Annotated in this window: 23 protein-coding genes and 2 other annotated features; all 23 genes read right to left on the reverse strand. The window is 40.3% G+C overall.

Annotated features, from left to right (window positions below; translation table 11 throughout):
* Positions 1-26: 26 nt before the first annotated feature.
* On the reverse strand, positions 27-3,572 hold the full coding sequence (gene rpoB, locus BK581_RS12720; RefSeq protein WP_078578530.1) for a DNA-directed RNA polymerase subunit beta: 3,546 nt from the start codon (positions 3,570-3,572) through the stop codon (positions 27-29).
* Between the two features lie 728 nt (positions 3,573-4,300).
* Positions 4,301-4,903: a class I SAM-dependent methyltransferase gene (locus BK581_RS12725; protein ID WP_078578531.1), complete on the reverse strand. Its 603-nt coding sequence runs from the start codon at positions 4,901-4,903 to the stop codon at positions 4,301-4,303.
* Positions 4,904-5,092: 189 nt separating this feature from the next.
* On the reverse strand, positions 5,093-5,455 hold the full coding sequence (rplL, locus tag BK581_RS12730) for a 50S ribosomal protein L7/L12 (protein WP_078578532.1): 363 nt from the start codon (positions 5,453-5,455) through the stop codon (positions 5,093-5,095).
* Between the two features lie 61 nt (positions 5,456-5,516).
* Positions 5,517-6,017, reverse strand: coding sequence for a 50S ribosomal protein L10 (gene rplJ, locus BK581_RS12735; protein ID WP_078578533.1), 501 nt, complete (start codon positions 6,015-6,017; stop codon positions 5,517-5,519).
* Between the two features lie 38 nt (positions 6,018-6,055).
* Positions 6,056-6,203: a sequence feature (ribosomal protein L10 leader region), on the reverse strand.
* A gap of 37 nt (positions 6,204-6,240) precedes the next feature.
* Positions 6,241-6,981, reverse strand: a complete 741-nt coding sequence (rplA, locus tag BK581_RS12740; protein WP_078578534.1) for a 50S ribosomal protein L1 — start codon at positions 6,979-6,981, stop codon at positions 6,241-6,243.
* A gap of 77 nt (positions 6,982-7,058) precedes the next feature.
* Positions 7,059-7,484, reverse strand: a complete 426-nt coding sequence (gene rplK / locus BK581_RS12745) for a 50S ribosomal protein L11 (protein ID WP_143709683.1) — start codon at positions 7,482-7,484, stop codon at positions 7,059-7,061.
* A gap of 171 nt (positions 7,485-7,655) precedes the next feature.
* On the reverse strand, positions 7,656-8,189 hold the full coding sequence (nusG, locus tag BK581_RS12750; RefSeq protein WP_078578536.1) for a transcription termination/antitermination protein NusG: 534 nt from the start codon (positions 8,187-8,189) through the stop codon (positions 7,656-7,658).
* A gap of 65 nt (positions 8,190-8,254) precedes the next feature.
* On the reverse strand, positions 8,255-8,449 hold the full coding sequence (secE, locus tag BK581_RS12755) for a preprotein translocase subunit SecE (RefSeq protein ID WP_257822680.1): 195 nt from the start codon (positions 8,447-8,449) through the stop codon (positions 8,255-8,257).
* Between the two features lie 25 nt (positions 8,450-8,474).
* Entirely contained in the window at positions 8,475-8,624 is a 150-nt protein-coding gene (rpmG, locus tag BK581_RS12760) for a 50S ribosomal protein L33 (RefSeq protein WP_078578537.1), read from the reverse strand.
* A gap of 548 nt (positions 8,625-9,172) precedes the next feature.
* Entirely contained in the window at positions 9,173-9,826 is a 654-nt protein-coding gene (gene sigH / locus BK581_RS12765) for an RNA polymerase sporulation sigma factor SigH (protein ID WP_078578538.1), read from the reverse strand.
* Positions 9,827-9,960: 134 nt separating this feature from the next.
* Entirely contained in the window at positions 9,961-10,473 is a 513-nt protein-coding gene (locus tag BK581_RS12770; RefSeq protein WP_078578539.1) for an NYN domain-containing protein, read from the reverse strand.
* 1 nt (position 10,474) lies between these two features.
* Complete coding sequence (gene rlmB / locus BK581_RS12775; protein ID WP_078578540.1) at positions 10,475-11,227, reverse strand: 23S rRNA (guanosine(2251)-2'-O)-methyltransferase RlmB; 753 nt, start codon at positions 11,225-11,227, stop codon at positions 10,475-10,477.
* 1 nt (position 11,228) lies between these two features.
* Positions 11,229-11,642 (reverse strand): Mini-ribonuclease 3, encoded by a 414-nt coding sequence (locus BK581_RS12780; RefSeq protein WP_078579936.1) that lies wholly within the window; start codon positions 11,640-11,642, stop codon positions 11,229-11,231.
* A 2-nt stretch (positions 11,643-11,644) separates the two neighbouring features.
* Positions 11,645-13,045, reverse strand: coding sequence for a cysteine--tRNA ligase (gene cysS / locus BK581_RS12785; RefSeq protein WP_078578541.1), 1,401 nt, complete (start codon positions 13,043-13,045; stop codon positions 11,645-11,647).
* A gap of 12 nt (positions 13,046-13,057) precedes the next feature.
* Positions 13,058-13,729, reverse strand: a complete 672-nt coding sequence (gene cysE, locus BK581_RS12790; RefSeq protein WP_078578542.1) for a serine O-acetyltransferase — start codon at positions 13,727-13,729, stop codon at positions 13,058-13,060.
* A gap of 235 nt (positions 13,730-13,964) precedes the next feature.
* Positions 13,965-14,200: a binding site (T-box leader), on the reverse strand.
* A complete protein-coding gene (gene gltX, locus BK581_RS12795) occupies positions 14,200-15,660 on the reverse strand; it encodes a glutamate--tRNA ligase (RefSeq protein WP_078578543.1) in 1,461 nt (486 codons plus the stop codon). It overlaps the preceding feature by 1 nt.
* Positions 15,661-15,921: 261 nt before the next feature.
* Complete coding sequence (gene ispF / locus BK581_RS12800) at positions 15,922-16,392, reverse strand: 2-C-methyl-D-erythritol 2,4-cyclodiphosphate synthase (protein ID WP_078578544.1); 471 nt, start codon at positions 16,390-16,392, stop codon at positions 15,922-15,924.
* Positions 16,389-17,087, reverse strand: a complete 699-nt coding sequence (gene ispD, locus BK581_RS12805; RefSeq protein ID WP_078578545.1) for a 2-C-methyl-D-erythritol 4-phosphate cytidylyltransferase — start codon at positions 17,085-17,087, stop codon at positions 16,389-16,391. Before ispD ends, ispF begins: the two co-directional genes overlap by 4 nt.
* A gap of 122 nt (positions 17,088-17,209) precedes the next feature.
* The gene (locus BK581_RS12810) at positions 17,210-18,310 is read right to left on the reverse strand and encodes a PIN/TRAM domain-containing protein (protein WP_078578546.1); all 1,101 of its coding nucleotides are present in this window, start codon (positions 18,308-18,310) and stop codon (positions 17,210-17,212) included.
* Between the two features lie 197 nt (positions 18,311-18,507).
* A complete protein-coding gene (gene disA, locus BK581_RS12815; RefSeq protein ID WP_078578547.1) occupies positions 18,508-19,590 on the reverse strand; it encodes a DNA integrity scanning diadenylate cyclase DisA in 1,083 nt (360 codons plus the stop codon).
* Positions 19,565-20,968, reverse strand: a complete 1,404-nt coding sequence (gene radA / locus BK581_RS12820; protein WP_078578548.1) for a DNA repair protein RadA — start codon at positions 20,966-20,968, stop codon at positions 19,565-19,567. Before radA ends, disA begins: the two co-directional genes overlap by 26 nt.
* Before the next feature lie 246 nt (positions 20,969-21,214).
* Complete coding sequence (gene clpC / locus BK581_RS12825; RefSeq protein ID WP_078578549.1) at positions 21,215-23,677, reverse strand: ATP-dependent protease ATP-binding subunit ClpC; 2,463 nt, start codon at positions 23,675-23,677, stop codon at positions 21,215-21,217.
* Between the two features lie 23 nt (positions 23,678-23,700).
* The gene (locus tag BK581_RS12830; RefSeq protein WP_078578550.1) at positions 23,701-24,771 is read right to left on the reverse strand and encodes a protein arginine kinase; all 1,071 of its coding nucleotides are present in this window, start codon (positions 24,769-24,771) and stop codon (positions 23,701-23,703) included.
* Positions 24,772-24,773 lie beyond the last annotated feature (2 nt).

Consider the following 24,773-nt stretch of genomic DNA (forward strand, 5'->3'; position numbering starts at 1 on the left):
TCCCTTTCAACATTCAAGATCTCCCGTTACGCGTTTGACTCACCGCTGGATTCTAGATTTAAATTCAGCTTATCATTGGATTGCTCATCTTCATCGTCTGTTTCAAGCATTTCAATCTCTTCGTCATTGCTTGAAAGCATCTTAACGTCCATTCCGAGACTTTGAAGCTCTTTAATTAATACTTTAAAGGATTCAGGAACTCCAGGTTCTGGGACGTTCTCACCTTTTACAATCGCTTCATATGTTTTCACACGACCAATTGTATCATCGGATTTTACCGTGAGAATTTCCTGAAGTGTATAAGCAGCTCCATAAGCTTCGAGCGCCCAAACTTCCATTTCACCGAAACGTTGACCACCAAATTGAGCTTTACCACCAAGTGGTTGTTGTGTCACAAGGGAGTATGGCCCCGTTGAACGAGCGTGTAATTTATCATCAACCATATGCGCTAGTTTAATCATGTACATCACACCGACTGATACGCGGTTATCAAAAGGTTCCCCTGAACGTCCGTCATATAGCACCGTTTTACCGTCTCTTGCCATACCAGACTCTTCAATCGTGCTCCATACATCTTCTTCACGAGCACCGTCAAATACTGGCGTCGCAATGTGAATGCCTAACTGTCTTGCAGCCATTCCCATATGCAGTTCAAGCACCTGACCAATGTTCATACGAGATGGTACCCCTAATGGGTTAAGCATGATGTCAATCGGTGTACCGTCTGGCAAGTATGGCATGTCTTCTTCAGGAAGAATACGTGAAATAACACCTTTATTACCATGACGTCCAGCCATTTTATCGCCCTCGTGAATCTTACGTTTCTGAACGATATAAACACGTACAAGTTGGTTCACACCTGGTGGTAACTCGTCCCCATCTTCGCGGTTGAACACTTTAACATCAAGGACGATTCCGTCTCCTCCATGTGGAGCACGTAGCGACGTATCACGAACTTCTCTTGCTTTTTCACCGAAAATAGCGTGTAAGAGGCGCTCCTCTGCTGTCAATTCTGTGACCCCTTTTGGTGTCACCTTACCAACGAGAATATCACCGTCTTTTACTTCAGCCCCAACGCGGATAATCCCTCGTTCGTCAAGGTTTTTCAAAGCATCTTCCCCAACATTAGGAATATCACGGGTAATTTCTTCAGGACCGAGCTTCGTATCACGAGACTCAGATTCATATTCTTCAATATGAATAGATGTATAAACATCGTCTTTGACGAGACGCTCACTTAAAATAATGGCGTCCTCGTAGTTATAGCCGTCCCATGTCATGAAGCCGACAAGGACGTTTTGACCAAGGGCCATCTCACCTTTTTCCATTGATGAACCATCAGCCAAGATTTCACCTTTCTCAACGATCATGCCTTCGCTCACAATCGGTCGTTGGTTGTAGCAAGTCCCTTGGTTAGAACGTTCAAATTTCATCAAATTATAACGCTGAACATTCCCTTCTACTTCTTTACCATCAACCTCTTCAATAATACGAATATCCACATAATTTGCTGAAACTCGTTCAACTCGACCTTTTGTTTTAGACACAACGGCTGCACCTGAATCCTTTGCAGACACATATTCCATCCCTGTTCCTACAAGTGGAGAACGGGGCTCTAATAAAGGTACAGCTTGACGTTGCATGTTCGCACCCATAAGCGCACGGTTAGAGTCGTCATTTTCTAAGAAAGGAATACATGCTGTAGCAGCTGATACTACCTGTTTAGGTGATACATCCATGTAGTCAACACGGTCACGAGGGACAATAATGTTTTCCCCACGGAAGCGGCAGATGATATTCTCTTCAATAAATGCACCATTCTCATCGAGTTTCGCATTCGCCTGTGCCACTACATAGTTATCTTCTTCATCAGCAGTTAAGTAATCCACTTGCTCAGAAACAATACCTGATTCATGATCGACCTTTCTATATGGTGTTTCAATAAAACCAAATTGGTTGACCTTTGCAAAACTTGACAACGAGTTAATCAACCCGATGTTCGGTCCTTCAGGCGTCTCAATTGGACACATACGTCCGTAGTGAGAATAGTGAACATCTCGCACCTCAAACCCTGCACGTTCACGTGTCAAACCACCCGGTCCAAGAGCTGATAACCGGCGCTTATGTGTTAATTCCGCAAGCGGGTTCGTTTGATCCATGAATTGTGAAAGCTGAGAGCTACCGAAGAACTCTTTAATCGATGCAATAACAGGACGGATATTGATTAATGCCTGTGGCGTAATCATATTAGCGTCTTGTATGGACATTCGTTCCCGAACAACTCTTTCCATTCGAGAAAGCCCAATTCTAAATTGGTTCTGTAAGAGCTCTCCAACTGATCTAAGACGTCGGTTACCTAAATGGTCAATATCATCGGTATTTCCTACACCATGAAGTAGGTTAAAGAAATAACTGATAGATGAGATGATATCTGCCGGTGTAATATGTTTAATGGATGTATCGATTTCACCGTTGGCAATCACCTTAATCGGAAGATCCTCTTCACCTGCTTTTTGCGAATAAATCATGACCGATTGAATATCGACATCTTCATCATCAATCACACCGCCTTGAAGGTTAATGCGGCGGAAACCAACATTGTTTTCAAGGTATGGAATTAGTTTATCTAACACACGACGATCGATAAGAGAACCTTCTTCAGCTAGAATTTCCCCTGTATCTGGATCCACGAGTGTCTCAGCCAAGCGCTGATTAAATAAACGGTTTTTGATATGAAGCTTTTTATTCATTTTATAACGTCCAACATTTGCTAAATCGTATCGCTTCGGATCAAAGAAACGGGATTCTAACAGACTTTTTGCACTGTCCACTGTTGGCGGTTCGCCAGGGCGAAGTCGCTCGTAAATTTCTAAAAGCGCTTTTTCCGAGCTGTCCGTGTTATCTTTTTCTAATGTATTACGTAAGTACTCATCTTCTCCTATTAAATCAATGATCTCTTGATCAGTGCCAAATCCAAGCGCTCTTAAGAGAACTGTTGCAGGAATCTTACGCGTGCGGTCAATTCTGACATACACAACGTCTTTCGCATCAGTTTCTAGTTCAAGCCATGCACCACGATTCGGAATAACTGTCGTAGTGAAGCCACGCTTTCCGTTTTTGTCTATTTTCTGACTAAAATATACACTTGGTGATCGTACGAGCTGGGATACAATAACTCGTTCCGCTCCATTAATAACGAATGTACCAGTGTCTGTCATGAGAGGAAAATCCCCCATAAACACTTCCTGCTCTTTAACCTCGCCTGTTTCTTTGTTAATCAGGCGAACTTTGACGCGAAGCGGTGCGGAATATGTCACGTCACGTTCTTTTGATTCATCTACAGGATATTTAGGTTCACCTAAGCTATAGTCAATAAACTCAAGCACTAAATTCCCTGTAAAATCCTCGATTGGTGAGATGTCTTGAAACATCTCGCGAATACCCTCATCAAGAAACCATTGATAAGAAGCTGTTTGGATTTCTATTAAGTTTGGAAGATCCAAAACTTCATTAATCCTTGCATAGCTTCTTCTCTCGCGGTGCCGTCCATACTGAACTAGTTGACCTGTCAACTCATTCACCCCTCAAACCTAACGTTTTTATCATCAAAAGGACTGCATGGAGTCAATGCAAACATCCTTTGACAGATACATAATAACAGCGTACATAGTTAGAAAACTCACTTCCTGGCTAATCTTTCGGACGAAAGTCTTCCCATTAACAACTTTAAAAAATCTTAAAGGAAAAAAGGATTTCATAGAAACGTTGTAGAAAGTTATTTGTAAGTTATATTTAATATTAAGAGAAAAAGAGGTGTCGAGTTTTCTGATGAAATAACCATACTCATAACCGAAGTAGGTCATTTACGTTTACTACCGAGCACATACAATAAAGTGATGTATACTCTATCCACATAAATGTGAGCCTCTATGAAAAAGGCGCCTTAAGAGCCGCAGACGTAAAGAAACGTTTGCAACACAACTAGTCACTTTCAAAAGCGCTACATACCTCTATTGGCTATAATAAACCTCTCCATCCTATTCCTTCAAAATAATAACTTGTTAACTTATAAAAGTGAAATAAAGAAAAAAAGGGTTATAAGGTCTTCTACCTATAATACATAAAAGACGTTCATAGTTTGTCCAAACCACCCTTTTTTTAAACATTGCACTTATTCAAATCTACACGCCCAGTGAAAAATCCAAGTAAAACGCTCATTCTTCGATAATAGAGCAGACATCGCCTATTATCATTCATGATCATACGCATTAAATAATGTTAACACAACAGGAAGGTTGGGTCAATTATTTTTTCCTCGGAAGACAAAATATCCCTTTGATTTCACTTCCACATTAACTTCAAACCCTAACTCCTCGAGTTTTTTTAGAGTGGAGGCTGCTCCCTGTTTCTTCTGAATAACCACCCATATATCCCCATTTGTCTTTAACATTCTTTTCGCTTGTTCATAGATGCTAAAAATGATCTCTTTACCTGCTCGGATAGGAGGGTTAGTGAGAACAACCGAAAAAAAGTTATCATCAAACCCATCTAATAAGTTATTTCGCTCAACCGTTACATTCGACACTCGATTTAATGTAGCATTTTCTTTTGCCAATTGCACAGAACGCTCATTTATATCCACCATATAAATCTGAGTATCTTGATGAGTTGAAGCCACCGTTAAACCAATAGGCCCCCATCCACACCCAACATCAACTATAGGCCCTTTCACCACAGGAGGTTCGAACGCTTCAATAAGAAGTCGCGAACCAAAATCAAGACCGCCTTTAGAAAAGACGCCACGATCAACGTGGAATTGATAAGATTTTCCTTTAATAACTTCTCTTATCGTTTTACGTTCACTTTTTGTTTCCGGTTGTTCAGAAAAATAATGGTTAGCCATAAAAGACACTCCCTCCGTTCTGGCAAGTGGGAATTAAGCCATTATCGTACCTAAGTATGTTCATCTCCATTATGGAAATCAATACGCAAAGTTAAACACCCTAGGCATTCGTCCCTTTACTAATAGTCTCTCAATTAGATACTAAAACCCGCTTTGTACGATGCAAAGCGGGTCTCGATCATCTGATTATTACTTAAGTTCGATAGAAGCGCCTGCTTCTTCAAGCTTACCTTTAATTTCTTCAGCTTCAGCTTTTTCAACGCCTTCTTTAACTGACGCAGGAGCACCATCAACAAGTGCTTTCGCATCTTTAAGGCCAAGGCCAGTGATTTCACGAACCACTTTGATAACACCGATTTTAGATGAACCAGCATCCGTAAGAACAACGTCAAATTCACTTTGTTCTTCAGCAGCAGCACCGCCACCGCCGCCAGCAACTGCAACTGGAGCTGCAGCAGTAACGCCAAATTCTTCCTCAATAGCTTTTACTAAATCATTTAGTTCTAAAACTGACATTTCTTTAATCGCATCGATCATTTCTTGCTTAGTCATGATTATATTCCTCCTGTTTAAAAAGTATTATGCCGTTAGGCACCGATTCTTAAAGGTGTGATTAAGCACCTTGTTCTTCTTTTTGTTCTGCAACAGCTTTTGTTGCCAAGGCAAAGTTGCGGATTGGCGCTTGCATAACATTGAGAAGCATAGACAACAAACCGTCGCGGGATGGAAGTTCCGCAAGAGCTTTAATTTCGTCTAAGGATGTTACATTACCTTCGATAATACCTGCTTTAAGTTCTAATGCTTCATGTTCTTTTGCAAAACCATTAAGAATTTTAGCAGGAGCAATCACATCGTCATTACTAAATGCAATAGCTGTTGGACCTACTAAGTGCTCATCAAGTTCTGTTAGTTCCGCATTTGCTGTAGCACGACGCACCATCGAATTTTTGTAAACTTTGAAGTCTACATTTGCTTCACGAAGCTGCTTACGAAGTTCAGTCACTTCAGCAACATCTAGACCACGATAATCAACAACGATTGTCGCTTGGCTTTCCTTTAATTTCGTTGTAATTTCATCAACGAGTTGGCTTTTCTTTTCGATTATTGCGCTCATTTTGACACCTCCCAATAAAGACTGGTCACACACCGCTTGCGAGCAATATAAAAGCCCCCATGCGCAGACATGGAGGCAGTATAATCAATTCCCTATAACGAGTCATAGGACGTCGATGCTACAAACCTCGGCAGGATATTAAGCACTGCGTGCCCCTGCTGTCTACGGCATGATCAATTAAATTCACAATCATCAGTATAACCCCCTGTTAAAGGGAAGTCAACTACAGTTTGAATTCAGATATATTTATTTTAACACCAGGGCCCATTGTAGCTGATAAAGAAACGTTACGAAGGTAAGTTCCTTTTGAAGCTGCTGGCTTAGCTTTTAACAATGTATCAATCATTGTTTTAAAGTTTTCTACAAGTTGATCATCGCCAAAAGAGACTTTACCAATAGGTACGTGAATGTTACCGGCTTTTTCAACGCGGTATTCTACTTTACCCGCCTTGATTTCGTTAACCGCTTTTTCCACATCGAATGTTACTGTCCCTGTTTTAGGGTTAGGCATAAGTCCTTTAGGACCTAAAACGCGCCCTAGTTTACCAACTTGTGCCATCATGTCAGGGGTTGCAACGACAACATCAAAGTCTAACCAACCTTGGTTTACTTTGTTAATAAGGTCTTCTTCCCCAACAAAGTCAGCACCTGCTGCTTCTGCTTCTTTCGCTTTATCACCTTTAGCGAAAACAAGAACACTTTGTGTCTTTCCTGTTCCGTTAGGTAAAACGACAGCGCCACGAATTTGCTGGTCTGCTTTCTTAGGATCTACACCTAATCGTGCAGCCAACTCAACAGTTTCGTCGAAATTCGCTGTTGCTGTTTTTTTAACTAGCTCTATCGCTTCTTTAACACTGTACACTTTTTCACGATCTACGAGTTTCAGTGCATCTTGATACTTTTTACCTTTTCTAGCCAATGTTGTTTCCTCCTTAATTGTGGTTTTATCGGTTAAACCTCCCACTAATAAAGGTTGCGACACCTAATTACAGGTAGGGCCTTAGCCCTTTCTCGCAACCTCCATCTACCTGCACGAGTCAATTAGTCTTCAATAACAATCCCCATGCTTCGGGCTGTACCTTCAACCATACGCATAGCTGCTTCTACGTCAGCTGCGTTTAGGTCAGGCATTTTTGTTTCTGCGATTTCTTTCACTTTATCACGCTTTAGTGTAGCCACCTTGTTTTTGTTCGGCTCACCAGACGCCGTTTCAATACCAGCTGCTTTCTTTAAAAGCACAGCTGCAGGCGGGGTTTTTGTAATAAAAGTAAAAGAACGGTCTTCGAATACCGTGATTTCTACAGGAATAATTAAGCCCGCTTGTTCTTGCGTTTGCGCGTTAAATTCCTTACAGAATCCCATAATATTAATACCTGCTTGACCTAGTGCCGGTCCAACTGGCGGCGCCGGATTAGCCTTTCCAGCAGGAATTTGTAATTTAACTACTTTAATGACCTTTTTAGCCACGAGACACACCTCCTTAAGTCCGTGATGTGGTAAACCGAGCTTGCTTGCTCTCCCACTCATTAGCCCTGCTTATTTGCAGGAAAAAACGTGAACAGTTAGTCCACGCTAATTAACAACATTCAAATTTTATCACTTCATACGCAAGATAGCAAGAAGCTTTTATAAAATGAATCAGATTTTTTCGACCTGGTTAAATTCTAGTTCGACCGGTGTCTCACGACCAAACATGTTAACATGTACTTTTAGTTTTTGTTTTTCGGCAGAAATTGTTTCGATCGTACCAATAAAGTTCGCAAATGGTCCTTCTTTTACCTTCACCGATTCTTTTAACTCAAATTCCACATCAGGTTTCGGCGCATCTACTCCCATTTGACGAAGTATCGCATCGACCTCTTCAGGAAGTAATGGTGTCGGTTTCGCTCCACCACCAGAAGATCCGATGAAGCCAGTGACGCCAGGTGTATTTCGGACCACATACCATGAGTCATCAGTCATCACCATTTCCACGATGACATAACCCGGAAAAACTTTCTTCGTGACTTGCTTTGACTTACCATCTTTTATTTCTGTCTCTTCTTCTACAGGGACGATGACGCGAAAAATTTTATCCGCCATGCCCATTGATTCCACACGCTTTTCCAAGTTTGTTTTTACTTTATTTTCATATCCGGAATAGGTGTGAACTACATACCATTTCTTCTCCATGATTGTTCAGGACTGTGACGTCCTTCCCTCCTCTGACGGAATCATATTTTCGTAAATTTGTTGACTTAATTAGTGATTAAATTAAGTAATGATGCTATGCCATAATCTGCGATTGCAAAAAATATCGCAATAAAAATAACGGTAAATGACACAACAATTGTATATTTCGTTAATTCTTTTTTCGTCGGCCACGTGACTCTCTTCATTTCTGTGGATACATCTTTTAAAAACTTAACAGGGTTTTTAGTCGTACTCCCCACATTAACACACCTCCAATAGAATCACTTACTTTGTTTCGAAATGTGGTGTATGCTTCCCGCAAATTTTACAGTACTTCTTTATTTGAAGCCGTTCCGCACGGTCTTGGTCTGTTTTTGAAGTAGCATAATTTCTCGACTGACAGTGCTGACAGGCAAGTATGACTTTCTGCGACATCGGTTACTCTCCTCTTTTACCGTACACGTATACATACTAGTAAAATTTATCATAGGCCACACTGACATGTCAACGGAGTACCATGTCTTTATCTTCGACTGTTCAAGAGTTTTTAAACCTTTAATTTTAAAAAGCACGTCTTTGATCTTTTGCGGTTTCTCTTTATAAATAAGCGATTAATAGCAACACACTATATTTGAGCCACTTTCATAATATAGTGCACAGACGGACGCTTTCCCATCGACTTGCCTTAAGCTAAAAGGGTGATAAAACTTTTCGTATCGTTAGATATTCAGTCGTTTCTAGTCCTCCGAGTCACCGTCTTTCACTACAGCCCTTTTACAAGGGCGGACATTTGAATTAGTTCACCTTCATTGTTCAATTTTCTCGTTGAAAAATTAATTGTGACGTTCATTTAGCTAACAATTAAGAATGCATTAAGAAAAAGTGTTTCTTAATGCTCAGTAGGGTTTGAGAACTTTTTAAAAATAGAAAAACGAGCGTAATCTAGCACTTACGCCCTTTTATTTACACAGTCCAGAAATTTTTTAAAGTTTAACTCCTTTGAGCTCCACATAACGTTCAAGTTTTCTTTTCACCCTTTGAAGAGCATTATCAATTGATTTCACATGACGGTTCAAGTCAGCCGAAATTTCCTGATAACTTCGTCCATCCAAGTAGTGCGTAAGAACTTTCCGTTCGAGGTCACTCAAAATTTCTCCCATTTTGTCTTCAATGTCATCAAACTCTTCTTGATTAATAAGTAATTCCTCGGGATCACTTAGCTTCGATCCACAAATAACATCTAACAATGTCCGATCTGACTCTTCATCGTAAATAGGCTTGTCTAAGGATACATACGAATTTAACGGAATATGCTTCTGACGGGTTGCTGTTTTAATGGCAGTTATGATTTGCCGCGTAATACAGAGCTCAGCAAATGCTTTAAAAGAAGAGAGCTTGTCCCCTTTAAAGTCACGAATCGCTTTGTAAAGGCCAATCATGCCTTCTTGCACAATATCTTCGTGATCTGCTCCAATTAAAAAATAGGAACGGGCTTTTGCACGTACAAAATTCTTGTACTTATTAATTAAGTACTCTAGTGCAGCACTGTCCCCTTCCTTAACATACTCTACTAAACTTTCATCTTCCAATTGGCGAAACTTCTCCTGCAGTCCTGTTTCTATGAGGTTTAAAGCCACCGCAATCCCTCCGACCCTGTCTTTTCACGTATGGAAAAAGATAATCGCTTCCATTGTCAAGATGAAAGCGCCTTAATACGAATTACCTAAATATAACATCAGTATACAGGATGGCTAATAATAGCGTCAAGCAGTCATCTCTTGCCTCGACGCCATTTTTCAAAAACTTCTGCCATTTCGTCAGTAATCGGCAATTTTGTTTTTATTTTCGACTTTTTTGTTTTTGATACTTCTCTTTCAATCCCTTTTTCTATTTGTTTCATTTCCGTTCTGAGTTCTCTCGCTGATTTGCGGTATGCGCCACTTGCAAAGATAACACGCTGCTCCACAAAATCTGAGGTAGCTACGTAAATTTGGGTATCTATCCGCTTCAAGTCATTTACGAGCTTTTCTATTCGTTCATCTGCCGTTTCCTTTTCTTTCGTATAAATAACCGTAATTGCATAATTTTGGAGTTTTTTCCCTAGCCCAGAAACCATATGAGCATCGAAAATGACGGTCACTTCAATACCTGTGTACGCTTGGTATTCAGCCATATATTGAATAAGGAGATCACGAGCCCCCTCCAAATCAGACCCCTGTAGGGCTTTTAACTCCGGCCAATCGCCAATGATGTTGTAGCCGTCTACTAACAACACTCGTCTCATCTTATGTCGTCTCCATCGGTCGTCTCCGCATTACTTCATACATGAGAAGGCTTGCAGCAACTGAAGCGTTTAATGAAGTTACTTTCCCTGCTAAAGGAATACTAACGAGAAAGTCACATTTTTCTTTGACTAGCCTACTTATACCTCGGCCTTCACTTCCAATAACAAGACAGAGAGGCATGTCTACATCCACTTGACGATAATCCGCGTCTCCTTTTGCATCTGTGCCGATAAACCAAAGCCCTTCTTTCTTTAATTCCTCCATCGTGCGCGCCAAATTCGTCACTCGAGCTACAGGTACATGTTCGATAGCACCTGCTGATGCTTTTGCTACAGTTGACGTGAGACCGACAGAACGTCGTTTCGGAACGATGACTCCGTGAGCTCCAGCAGCATCTGCTGTTCTTAAAATTGAGCCAAGGTTATGAGGGTCTTCAAGCTCGTCCAACAATAAGAGAAAGGGCGATTCATTTTTCGCACTAGCTCGTTCGAGAATCTTTTCTAAATCTGTATATTCATAAGGGGCAATTTGTGCCACGACACCTTGATGTGCTGCTTCTACTGCCATTTGATCCAGTTTCTTTTTTGGCACAAACTGAACCTGTATCCCTTTCTTCTTACTCAATTGCATAATTTCTGACATATGACTTTTTTGTGAGCCTTCAGCTATCCAAATTTTATTAACCACATGCCCCCCTTTAATTGCTTCTGCTACGGGGTTCTTACCAGCAATAAAATCATGCTTGTCAGCCATATTAATCCTCCTTTCCTTCAATCAAGTTAAAACTTTCGCTTACAATGGTATCCATTCTGCTTTCTTGGTCAGTTAAATATAAATAACCGATTAATGCCTCAAATGCTGTACTTAAACTATACGTAGCAGGGTCCGTATTTCTCGGAATCGTGCCTGATTTAGCATTCCTTCCCCGCCGTACGACCGCTAACTCTTCTTTTGTCAGTCTTTCTTTTTCAATAAGATAGGCAATGACGAACGCTTGCGCTTTAGCTGAGACATACCGCGTCGCTTCTCGATGTAATTTATTCGTTCTTACTTGACCTTGAGCGATTAAGCGATATCTTACATACATATCAAATACCCCATCACCCATATAGGCAAGCGCCAGAGCATTTAATTGCTCAGGTTCACGAATCGTTTCGTTCAGTTTCATCGTCATCCCCGCTTCCATCTTGTGCCTTGCGGGGTGTCTTCTAAGATTATATTCTTAGCTTTAAGTTCCTCACGAATATCATCAGCACGAGCAAAGTCACGATTTTTTCTAGCTGTTATCCGTTCTTCAATTAATGCTTCTACCTCTTCATCAAGCAATTCAGGATCTGTTTTTAGAGTGAGCCCAAGCACATAAGCCATATCGTCTAATTCTTTTAAGAAGGCTTTTAGGACATCTCGGTTTGTCTGTTTTTCTTCAAGGTAAATATTAGCCAATTTCACAAGGTCAAATATCGCTGCCACAGCATTAGCACTGTTAAAATCATCATCCATCGCTTCGATAAATCGTTTACGAAGACCAATGATATCACCAGTCCATCGGTCCGCTTCAACACCTAAACCAGCTGTTTCTTCCAATCGGTGAGAGATATTTAAATAGGTTGTCTTTATTCTCTCTAAACTGCTTTTAGCACTGGCCAATTGATCATCACTAAAGTTAATAGGACTACGATAATGCGCATTTACAATAAAAAATCTCACTACTTCTGGATCAAATTGACGAATGATGTCATGAACAAGAATGAAATTGCCTAGAGATTTAGACATTTTTTCATTATCAATGTTAATATACCCATTATGGATCCAATAGTTAGCCATTTTCTTCTCGTTTAATGCTTCTGATTGTGCTATTTCATTCTCATGATGTGGAAAAGATAAATCCTGACCACCTGCATGAATATCAATCGTATCACCTAAATATTTTTTCACCATAGCTGAGCATTCTATATGCCAGCCAGGTCTTCCATGCCCCCATACACTTTCCCAAGAAATTTCGCCAGGTTTAGCCGCTTTCCATAAAACGAAGTCTAGTGGATCTTCTTTTTTCTCGCCAACTTGAATTCTCGCCCCCGCTTGAAGGTCATCAACGGATTGTTGTGAAAGCTTTCCATAGCCATCAAATTTTCGTGTGCGAAAATACACATCCCCCTCCGATTCGTAAGCATAGCCTTTATCAACAAGCTTTTCAATAAAGCTAATAATTTCGGGCATTGTGTCAGTTACTCTCGGATGTTCATCTGCTTTCTTGACCCCTAAAGCACCTGTATCTTCATAATAGGCTTTAATAAAACGTTCAGCTACTGCCATCACGTCTTCACCCATTTCCTCAGCCGCTTTAATAATCTTATCATCTACATCTGTAAAGTTAGAGACGTATTGCACGTCGTAGCCCTTATACTCAAAATAACGTCTGACCATATCGAATACAACGGCTGGTCTCGCATTGCCAATATGAATATAGTTGTATACGGTCGGCCCGCAGACATACATCTTAATTTTCCCTTCTTCTATCGGTTGAAAGATCTCTTTTTTACGTGTCAATGTGTTGTATAGCTTAATAGCCATATGATGACCTCCTTAATGTGTCGTACGTTTTTCAATTTGTGTTGCCTCACGCTTTTTTAGTTCTAGTAATTCTTTTTTAACTTCTAACAATTCTTCCTCCAACGCTTTAAACTTGTCAGCGACTGGGTCAGGTAAACTAATATGATCTAAATTGTCTTTAATTTTTATCCCATCTTGGACAACAATTCTCCCAGGGATACCGACAACGGTAGAGTTGGGCGGTACTTCTTTAAGGACGACGGAGCCTGCACCAATTCTGGAATGGTGACCAATCCTCATTGACCCAAGTACTTTGGCTCCAGATGCTACCATGACATGGTCTTCTAATGTGGGATGGCGTTTCCCTTTCTCTTTTCCAGTTCCTCCTAATGTGACTCCTTGGAAAATAGTGACGTTGTCACCGATCTCACAGGTTTCCCCTATAACGACACCCATGCCATGATCAATGAATAGTCTTTGACCAATTTTAGCCCCTGGATGAATTTCTATCCCGGTAAAAAAGCGACTCACTTGTGAAATAAAGCGGGCGATAAAATACCATTTTTTATTCCATAGCCAATGAGTGAAGCGGTGACACCAGATAGCATGGACCCCAGAATAATTAATAATTACTTCTAATCGGTTCCTCGCTGCTGGATCTTGTTCTAGTACCACATCCACATCATTCTTTAATGTTTTAAACAAGGAAACCCCTCCTCCCTGTGTGATGAGATAAGTTAGATCTGTAAACAACTATGATGAAAGGCGAAACGACTAAAGGGTATATAATCCTTCAACTTCATTTTTTAGACGTCGATCGACTAAGCTTTTGCACTCTTTCCTAGGCCAGACTCGCTCTTTCTCATCAGTATTATAGCCAGTAAAAGTGTATAGGCGACCGTCATACTCGGATTAAAAAAAGCATCCCTGTGTCCTTCGACACAGAGACGCTTAATAAACGCGGTTCCACTCTGTTTGAGCACATGTCGCTTTACATGTACTCCCCTTTTGAAAGATAACGGTTTTCACCCGCTCCTACCTACTAAAGGTTCATTCTCGTTAAGAAGGAGACTCCGAGGTGCATTTCAGAGGGGACTTCATAAACTGCTTTCAGCCAGGGCAGTTCTCTCTTTAATGAGAGCCATCCTCTTACTTTTCCTCATCAGTTGCTTTTATTATAAATGTAAAACATCTTCTACACGCTTTTTAACAACCGATCTCCCAAGCAGTTCTATCGTTTGCATGAGATCGGGTCCGTGCACCTGTCCTGAAACAGCTACTCGTATCGGCATAAATAATTGTTTCCCTTTATGTCCAGTTTCTTTTTGAACCGCCTTTACAGCTTTTTTAATTTCTTCAGCTGTAAACTCAGTCAGTTCATCTACTTTAGTCATAAACGCAGTGAGCACTTCAGGAACTTGCTCACCTGATAAAATTTGTTTAGCTTCTTCATTATACGTGATACTTTCTTTAAAAAACAACTCTGTTAACCCAATGATGTCGGCTCCACAGTTTAATTTTTCTTGATGAAGTGTAATAAGGTGATAAGCCCATTCTTTTTGTTCCTCACTCATCATCTCTGGCAAGCGCCCTGCTTTTTTAAGATGAGGCAAGGCTAACCAAACCACTCGGTCCTTATCGGCGTCTTTCATATATTGATTATTCATCCAAGCTAGTTTTTGTGTATCAAATACGGCAGGTGCTTTAATCACCCGGTCAAGGGAAAATTGACTAATTAGGTCGTCTTTGGTTAGAAGTTCTTCTTCCCCACCTGGTGACCAGCCAAGAAGGGCAATAAAGTTGACGATGGCCTCTGGTAAATAACCTAAATCCCGATATTGCTCAACAAATTGAATGATCGTCTCATCGCGCTTACTCATTTTTTGTCTGTCTTCATTTAAAATTAATGACGCGTGGGCAAATTTAGGCGGTTCCCAACCGAAGGCATCGTATAATAGTATCTGTCTTGGAGCATTAGATAAATGTTCTTCTCCTCGGATCACGTGCGAAATTTTCATGAGGTGATCATCGATGACTACGGCAAAATTATAGGTAGGTACCCCATCTTGACGCACAATGACAAAGTCTCCAATGCCATCACTTTCAAACGTAACACGCCCACGTACTTCGTCATCAACTGTAATTTCTTGAGATTCAGGCACAAGAAAACGGATAACCGGTTTACGCCCTTCCGCTTCGTATGCTTTTCTTTGATCTTCAGTTAAATGACGATCTCTCCCACTATATTTAGGTGTTTCACCTCGTGCTCGTTGTGCTTCCCTCTCAGCTTCAAGCTCTTCTGTTGTCATGTAGCAATGATAAGCTTTTCCTTCTTTTATGAGTTGGTTGACGTATTGAGTGTAAATATCGAGCCGCTCCATGCTTTTATAAGGAGCGAACGGGCCGCCAACATCAACACTTTCGTCCCAATCAATACCAAGCCATTTGAGGCTCTCTAATAACTTTTCAGTCGCTGCCTCCACATTTCGTGCTTGATCTGTATCTTCAATACGGACGATAAATTTCCCATTTTGATTTCTTGCATAAAGATAGTTAAAAAGTGCAGCTCTTGCTCCACCTATATGTAAGTGCCCTGTTGGGCTTGGAGCAAATCTTACACGAACTTGCTGAGTCATAATCGACACCTTCCATTTCTAAAAATGTACGTTTCCCTTTAGTGTAACTTATTTTTTCATCAGATACTAACTGTTTGTGTCTACCTCTATGTCAACAGGAAGGCTTCTAAAACAGCAGAACAGAACATCTCTTTTGGAAAAATTCGTTAACCTTTTTCTTAAATATCATTCTCCATTCTACTCTTTTCAACATTCCCTTACCATTACTGGCCTCTGACGTTAAACGACAAAGTCTCATCAGAGCTCACATGATGTCCTTTTTTACTTTATTAGTAGCACCACTACTTGTGAGGCAATGCCTTCTTCTCTACCGGTAAAACCGAGCTTCTCTGTTGTCGTGGCCTTTACATTCACCTGAGAAGGCTCAGCTTCTAGCAATTCGGCAATCCGCTCTCTCATTTGATTAATATAAGGTGCCATTTTAGGCTTCTCAGCCATTATCGTACAGTCAATATTCCCTAACTTGTAGTCGTATTTTTTTACTAATGTCCATACATGGGCTAAAAGGTTAGCAGAATCTGCATCTTTGAAGTTAGGATCTGTATCAGGAAAGTGCTTTCCGATATCTCCTTCCCCTATTGCTCCTAGACAAGCATCAGCGATCGTATGTAATAGCACGTCGGCATCTGAATGACCTAATAACCCTTTATGATGAGGTATTTGAATACCGCCTAATATAAGGGGTCTACCTTCTACTAACTGATGTACGTCAAAACCTTGTCCTATTCTCATGTGTTAGTTGCCTCCTTACGCTTCTTGATGATGGCTTCAGCAAAAAGCAAATCTTCTGGTGTTGTGATTTTCAAATTTTCATAATTTCCTTCTACTATCGCCACTGGTCTATTTAAATACTCCATGAGACTGGCGTCATCTGTTCCTACAAATCCTTCATGAGCCGCTTTTTTATGCGCATTTTTGATCTCTTCTAAATGAAAACCTTGCGGGGTTTGAGCTGACCAAAGGGCGGATCTATCAACTGTTTGTACAATTTCGTTATCATCCACAAGTTTTACAGTATCTTTTACAGGAACAGCGATAACAGCTGCCCCTTTCGCATCTGTTGTTTTGACAACATGATGCACGTCCTCTAGTTGGATGAACGGTCTTGCACCATCGTGAATTAACACGATTGGATTGCCGTCGATCTTTTGCAAGCCACAGTAAACACTTTGCTGTCGTTCTTCTCCCCCAACCACAATATGTATAACGTTTTTTATCTTATATTCTTTTATCAATGATCTAATGGATTCTTCCTCATCCTTATTAACTACAATGACAATCCCTTTACATAGAAGATCCTCCTCAAACACACGAAGCGTGTGAATCAGGAGGGGTATTTTATCTATTAATAAAAATTGTTTGTTTTTCCCTGCATTCATTCGTTTACCTTGACCAGCTGCAGGAATAACCACGTAATAGTTTTGCATAAATAACCTATCCTTTATTTTTTGTTTTTTAAAATAAAAGGTAGAAAAGATCGGATGGTCTCGACACTGAACCGTAGCATTTTAACGTTGGCCTTGACACGCTGTCCGATCTTTTATGCCTATTAAAGTGCTTTTTCTAATAATTTTGGTTTAGCAAAAATCATGCGCCCAGCAGATGTCTGCAGAACACTTGTGACAATAACCTCAATGTTTTTGCCAATATAATTTCTGCCTTCTTCCACAACGATCATCGTTCCGTCATCTAAGTAAGCAATTCCTTGATTTTGTTCCTTACCATCTTTAATGACTTGAACGCCCATCTCTTCCCCTGGGAGAACTACTGGCTTGACTGCATTAGCTAGGTCATTAATGTTTAACACATCAACCCCTTGCAAGTCACATACTTTATTTAAGTTAAAATCATTTGTAATGACATAGCCTTCAAGAACTTTCGCTAATTTAACAAGTTTGCTGTCTACTTCCTGAATTTCTTCAAAATCACCTTCATAAATTTCAACTTCTACAGGTAGCTCTTTTTGAATTTTATTTAAGATATCTAAACCTCTACGTCCACGATTACGTTTTAGAACATCTGAAGAATCAGCTATATGCTGCAATTCTTCAAGAACAAATTCGGGAATGAGCAGAGTACCTTCAAGAAATCCCGTTTGGCAGATGTCAGCAATACGCCCGTCTATAATAACACTCGTATCAAGGATTTTTAGTTTTCCTCTCTCAATACCACTTTCGCTATCAGGATTTTTCTTAGAATCTTTAGAAGATGACCTGTAACTTGGGAAGAGCCCCATTAGCTCGTCACGCTTCTGAAATCCGACTTGAAATCCTAAATAACCAAAAAATACTGTTAAAACAAGGGGTAACACTGAGCTTAAGATAGGTATCTCCACACTGTCCAGTGCGACCGTAATCAGAAATGCTAGCATTAGACCAAGCACTAAACCAAGTGTTCCAAAAAGTAAATCTGTTACTGGAAATTTAACAAGAGTCTCTTCGATAAATCCAATAAAGCTAACGATATTATCTACAAACCACACGAGAGATAAATATAGAATAAGTGCACCAATGATCGCACCGGTGTACCCATTGATCAGCCACTCCGGAGCTGCATTAATATTAATAAGACGAATCAAATCCGGTATAAAAATATAGCCGATCGTACCGCCAGTAAATAAAATTAGCAATTGAATCATTTTGCGAAGCATGTACGTCACCTCCTTTTACTATTATAGACAACCCTTCTAAATACAAACATAAAATGATTAAAATCACAAAAAGTTACATATTAAATCATAGTCATACCATACCACTGGGCTTTAAAATTGTCAATTATAGCAAATAATCAATTATATCTCTCATTGATAGTATTCGTCAAGAGTTGATTTTTTATGACAGTTTTCTTTTAAATATGTCGGTCTATAAATAATTGTTCTTGGATCCGAACGAGTCCATCTTTTATTTTTTTGGCTCTCGCTTCTCCAATACCATCGACATCATCCAACTCATCAATGGTTGCTCGTAAAATAAAAGGTAATTCATTAAAACTGGCAATCAAGTTGTCTATGACCATTGGAGGGATTCTAGGGATTTTGTTAAGGATCCGGTAGCCCCGTGGATAAACTGTCTGCTCAGCTAAATTCGCCACCCGACTGTACCCGAGTAGCTTGACTATCACTTGATCATCGAGCAATTCGTCAGTGGATAACCTTTTTAATTTTAATAAAACTTCTTCAGGGTCCAATTTATCATCTTTCATATAATCTTTAATTAATAGCAATGCTTCCTTTTCAGTATTTAAAACGAGTTCTTCTAGTTGCATCGAAATGAGACGCCCTTCATTACCTAGCTCGTTTACGTAGTTTAAGATTTCCCCTTTAATGCGCAATACCATCTCAATCCGATGCATCACTTGAGATACTTCCTGAAATGTAACTAATTCCTCAAGTTCTAATGCCCCTAAATTTGTGATGCTTTGGTCAAGAACCGACTTGTACTTTTCAAGTGTTTGGATAGCCTGATTAGCTTTTGTAAGAATGACACCTATATCTTTTAAAGCATACCGATGCTCACCTTGATAAAGGGTAATGACGTTTCGCCTTTGCGAAATAGATATCACAAGATTACCAGTTTGTGTTGCCACGCGTTGAGCCGTCCTATGTCTAATACCCGTCTCTGTGGACTCTATTGTATTATCCGGCACAAGCTGGGTGTTTGCATAGAGGATTCTACTTCCATCTTCACTAAGTATAATCGCACCATCCATTTTTGCCAGCTCATAGAGGTAAGCAGGAGAGAAATCACTATTTATGAAGAAACCGCCATCCACAATAGGTACCATCTCATTGGTGTAGCCTAAGACGATTAACCCGCCCGTTTTTGCTCGTAGTACATTATCGATACCCTCTCGTAAAGCTGTTCCTGGCGCTACCAGCTTTAGCACATTGGCGATAAAACCGGCTTTATAGTTCAAACTTTGGTGATCCACTGGATACCCCTCCTAAAGTCACGTCAATCGCTTCATTCACACTACTTACGCCTGTCACTTCTATACCTGAAGGGATCGTCCAACCCCCTTCATTTTTTTTAGGAATGATCACACGTTTAAATCCCAGTTTTACCGCTTCATTAACCCGTTGTTCAATCCGTGTCACTCTTCTCACTTCTCCGGTTAACCCTACTTCCCCTACAATCGCATCCGCTGGAGCAGTTGGTGCATCACGGAAACTCGAGGCAATTGAAACTGCTATAGCCAAGTCGATGGACGGCTCATCAAGCCTGACGCCCCCTGCTACTTTGACATACGCATCATGATTCTGAAGCATCATTCCTACTCTTTTTTCAAGTACAGCCATGATAAGAGAAATTCGATTATGGTCAATACCTGTTGCCATACGCCGAGGATTACCGAAGCTTGTAGGTGAGATAAGTGATTGTATTTCTACTAAAACCGGTCGCGTTCCTTCCATAGAAGCCACCACTGCTGAGCCAGCTGCTCCTGTGGATCGTTCTTCCAGAAATATCTCCGACGGGTTTAGTACTTCTTCAAGTCCTTCTTCTTTCATTTCAAAAATACCAATTTCATTTGTGGAGCCGAAGCGATTTTTCACTGCGCGAAGTATGCGGTACGTATGATGACGTTCACCTTCGAAGTATAAGACAGAGTCAACCATATGTTCGAGAATACGAGGACCTGCAATAGAACCTTGTTTTGTGACATGCCCTACAAGAAAAATGGCAATGCCTTTTGTTTTTGCAATACGCATAAATGCTGAGGTACATTCTCTTACTTGAGAAACACTCCCAGGAGCACTTGTGATACTTTCTAAATATACGGTTTGGATAGAATCAATTATAACTAATGATGGCTTCATTTCTTCGATCACTTTTTCAATGTTATCTACATCTGTTTCTGCTAAAACAAATAATTGATCATTGCCGATGCCAAGTCGGTCAGCACGTAATTTCGTCTGCTTTGTTGATTCCTCGCCTGAAATATAGAGAACGCGTTGTTTACGTTCGGAAAGAGTAGAGGAAACTTGCAATAAAAGCGTCGATTTTCCAATACCCGGATCGCCTCCAACTAAAACAAGTGATCCAGGCACAATTCCGCCACCTAGTACACGGTTTAATTCATTAATATAAGTGCTTATACGAGGTTCTTCGGTGCGTTCAATAGCAGTAATAGGTTCTGGTTTTACCGTTCGTTTTTCTCCTGTTGAGAATCCCCGTTTTGGGGCCGATGAATCTGATTCAATTTCTTCAACGAGTGTATTCCAATTTTGGCAGCCAGGGCATTTCCCCATCCATCGGGTGGATTCGTAACCACAATCTTGACACACGAATTTAGTTTTTCTCTTCGCCATTCGTTGACCGACTCCTTTAAAAAATAAACTATGTGGGTATCATTTTAGCACGTAAAAATGGTTTATAGGGCCGTTAGTTTAATCCGGGTTTTATCATTATGTACGATTTATAATAATTATGAAGTAAAAAGGAGAAGTTTCTTAATTTAAGAACTTCCCCCTTTCCGTCTTTATAACACTAACGTAAAATCTATATGTCAGAAGTCTTTAATCGGGTGGCAGAATCTCACTTTTCCTTTTCATAAATTATGATTTAGCTTTAGATTTCCTCGGCTTTTTTGAGACGACAACATACTCATCATCTTTAACGTCAATGGCTACCGATTGACCTTTGGCTAACTTACCTCTAAGAAGTTCCTCGGACAATCGATCTTCAACTTGCTTTTGTAAAGCACGGCGCAATGGGCGAGCACCGTATTCAGGATCAAATCCTTCATCGGCAATTTTCGCTTTTGCTTTTTCTGTTAATTCAAAGTTAATATCCTGGTCTGCTAAGCGTTTTTGCAGTTCATTGGCCATAAGGGTCACAATTTCTTTGATGTGCTCTTTCTCAAGAGAGTGGAACACAATAATTTCGTCTATACGGTTTAGGAACTCTGGGCGGAAGCTTTTCTTCAATTCGCCCATAACCTTACCTTTCATGTCTTTATAATCTTCTCCAAAGCGGTGTGCAGTAAATCCTAGACTTTTTTCTTGTCTCAGTACACTTGCGCCTACGTTTGATGTCATAATTATGGCTGTGTTGCGGAAATCAACCCGACGCCCTTTAGAGTCTGTTAAGAAGCCGTCTTCTAGTACTTGAAGTAATATATTAAATACTTCTGGATGCGCCTTTTCAACTTCGTCCAGTAATATTACTGAGTAAGGTTTGCGACGGACCTTTTCAGTCAACTGTCCACCTTCTTCATGACCTACATACCCAGGAGGTGAACCGACTAAGCGGCTTGTCGTATGTTTTTCCATAAATTCGGACATGTCAATACGAATAATCGCGTCTTCATCACCGAACAACGATTCAGCAACAGCCCTTGCCAATTCTGTCTTACCTACACCTGTTGGTCCAAGGAAAATAAATGAGCCGATCGGACGTTTTGGATCTTTGAGACCGGCACGAGCACGACGAATGGCTTTTGAAACAGCTTCAACTGCCTCGTTCTGTCCAATAACTCGATTATGAAGGATCTCTTCCATTCGAAGAAGACGGTCTGTTTCTTCTTCGGCTAGTTTACTTACTGGCACCCCCGTCCACGTAGAGACAACAGATGCGATATCTTCCGTCGTCACTTCTGAATCTTCTTGTCCTTGCTTTTCTTTCCATTCATTTTTTAAGGAATCTAGTTCTTCGCGTAGCTTTTGTTCCTTATCTCTTAAAGAGGCTGCTTTCTCAAATTCTTGGCTTTGCACAGCTGCATCCTTTTCCTTACGAAGTTCTTCAAGATTGTGCTCTTTCTCCTTTAAGTTAGGCGGAGCTGTATAAGATCTAAGTCGCACTTTTGAGGCCGCTTCATCTATTAAATCAATGGCTTTATCCGGCAAAAATCTGTCTGATATATAGCGATCTGATAATTGTACAGCCGCTTCGATTGCATCATCCGTAATAGTGACACGATGGTGGGCTTCATAACGATCTCTTAACCCGCTTAAAATCTGAATAGATTCATCTGTTGTCGGCTCATCTACTTGAATCGGTTGGAAGCGTCGCTCAAGGGCAGAATCCTTTTCAATGTATTTTCTGTATTCATCAAGTGTTGTGGCACCGATACACTGTAACTCTCCTCGAGCAAGAGACGGCTTTAGAATGTTAGATGCATCAATGGCGCCCTCAGCTCCACCTGCACCAATTAACGTATGAAGTTCATCAATAAAGAGAATAACATTTCCCGCTTGCCGAATCTCTTCCATCACTTTTTTCAAGCGGTCTTCAAACTCTCCCCGATATTTGGTTCCTGCTACTACGGTCCCCATATCTAGCGTCATAACTCGTTTGTTTCTAAGAGTCTCTGGTACTTCATTATTAATAATTTGTTGCGCAAGCCCTTCAGCAATAGCTGTTTTACCAACACCAGGTTCCCCTATTAATACTGGATTATTTTTAGTACGTCGGCTAAGGATTTGAATAACGCGTTCAATTTCTTTTGATCTTCCAATCACCGGATCAATTTGATCTTCTTTAGCTATTGCCGTTAAATCCCTTGCAAGACTATCAAGTGTCGGTGTGCTAGCATTTGTAGCCCCCGTTCCTCCACCTGCTTGCTGCTGACTATTAGCTGATTCACTTGAACCTAAAAGCTGTAGCACCTGCTGCCGTGCTTTATTTAAGCTAACGCCTAAATTGTTAAGAACACGTGCTGCCACACCTTCTCCCTCACGAATCAACCCTAATAAAATATGCTCAGTCCCTACATAAGAATGTCCAAGTTTTCTCGCCTCATCCATCGATAATTCTATGACCTTCTTCGCTCTTGGCGTGTAGTGAATCTGTTTAGTTGTTTCTTCTCCTTTACCGATTAAATTCTCCACTTCAACTTGGATTTTTTCTGAACCCAACCCTAAAGCTGAAAGCGCCTTAGCAGCAATCCCTTCTCCTTCACTTACTAAACCAAGCAAAATATGCTCAGTTCCTATATTGCTATGACCTAATCGGCCAGCTTCTTCTTGAGCTAATGCTAAAACCTTTTGCGCGCGTTCTGTAAATCTTCCAAACATCATATATAGACACCTCCATAAATTAATTAAATATCTCCTTCAAGTTTTAATCGTTCTCTAATAATGGCCGCTCTGCGTTCGTCACGCTGAGAGGTCCCTAACTGTTCACCTGCATATTGCTGTAGAAAACCCGGTTGGGTCAATATCATTAATTCATTTAAAATCTTGCCATTTACATCTTTTATGACTCCTATATCAATACCTAGTCTTACATCGGACAATCGTTGCATGGCTTCTTTTGATTCCATACTTCTACTATATGACAAGATACCATATGACCGATAAATTCTATCTTCAAGCTGATTTTGCGATTCTTCACTTAATAACTCTCTAGCTGCCCGTTCATGTTGTATTAATTGTTTTACAACACTTCTTAAATCCTCAACAATATCTTGTTCAGATTTTCCAAGTGTTGTCTGGTTAGAGATTTGAAACAGGTTACCCAGTGCCTCACTACCTTCCCCATAAATCCCACGTACGACAAGACCTAATTGATTAATGGCTGGTAATATTCTGTTAAGATTTTTGGTAAGGACTAGAGCTGGCAGATGCATCATGACTGAAGACCTTAAACCAGTCCCTACATTAGTAGGACAGCTTGTAAGGTACCCTCTTCTTTCATCAAATCCAAAATCAAGTTTTTCCTCCATCCAGTCGTCCATACTATTTGCAAATTTTAAAACTTCATCTAGCTGGAAACCTGATAATAAGCACTGAATTCTAAAATGATCCTCTTCATTAATCATAACGCTTAAAGACTCATCTTCACTTAGAAGGACTGCCCCTTCTTTTGCACTGTTAGCAAGATTAGGACTAATTAAATGTTTCTCCATTAAAACTCTTTTTTCATTTTCTTTCAAATCATTCATTTTTAGAAGTTCTAATTGGCCAAACTGACGATGAGAATGGTTAGCAAATTTATGGTCCACTTGATGTTGAATACCTTGCAACTGCTCTTCAGTTGCTAATATTGGAAAAGGAACGTTTTGTAAGTTTCTAGCCAATCTAACACGGCTACTTATGACAATATCTGCATCTGGTCCTTCATTTTTCATCCAAGGACTAACCGCCTGACTAATAAATGATTCTAGGGACATGG

This window comes from Salipaludibacillus agaradhaerens (genome assembly GCF_002019735.1).
GTDB lineage: Bacteria > Bacillota > Bacilli > Bacillales > Salisediminibacteriaceae > Salipaludibacillus > Salipaludibacillus agaradhaerens.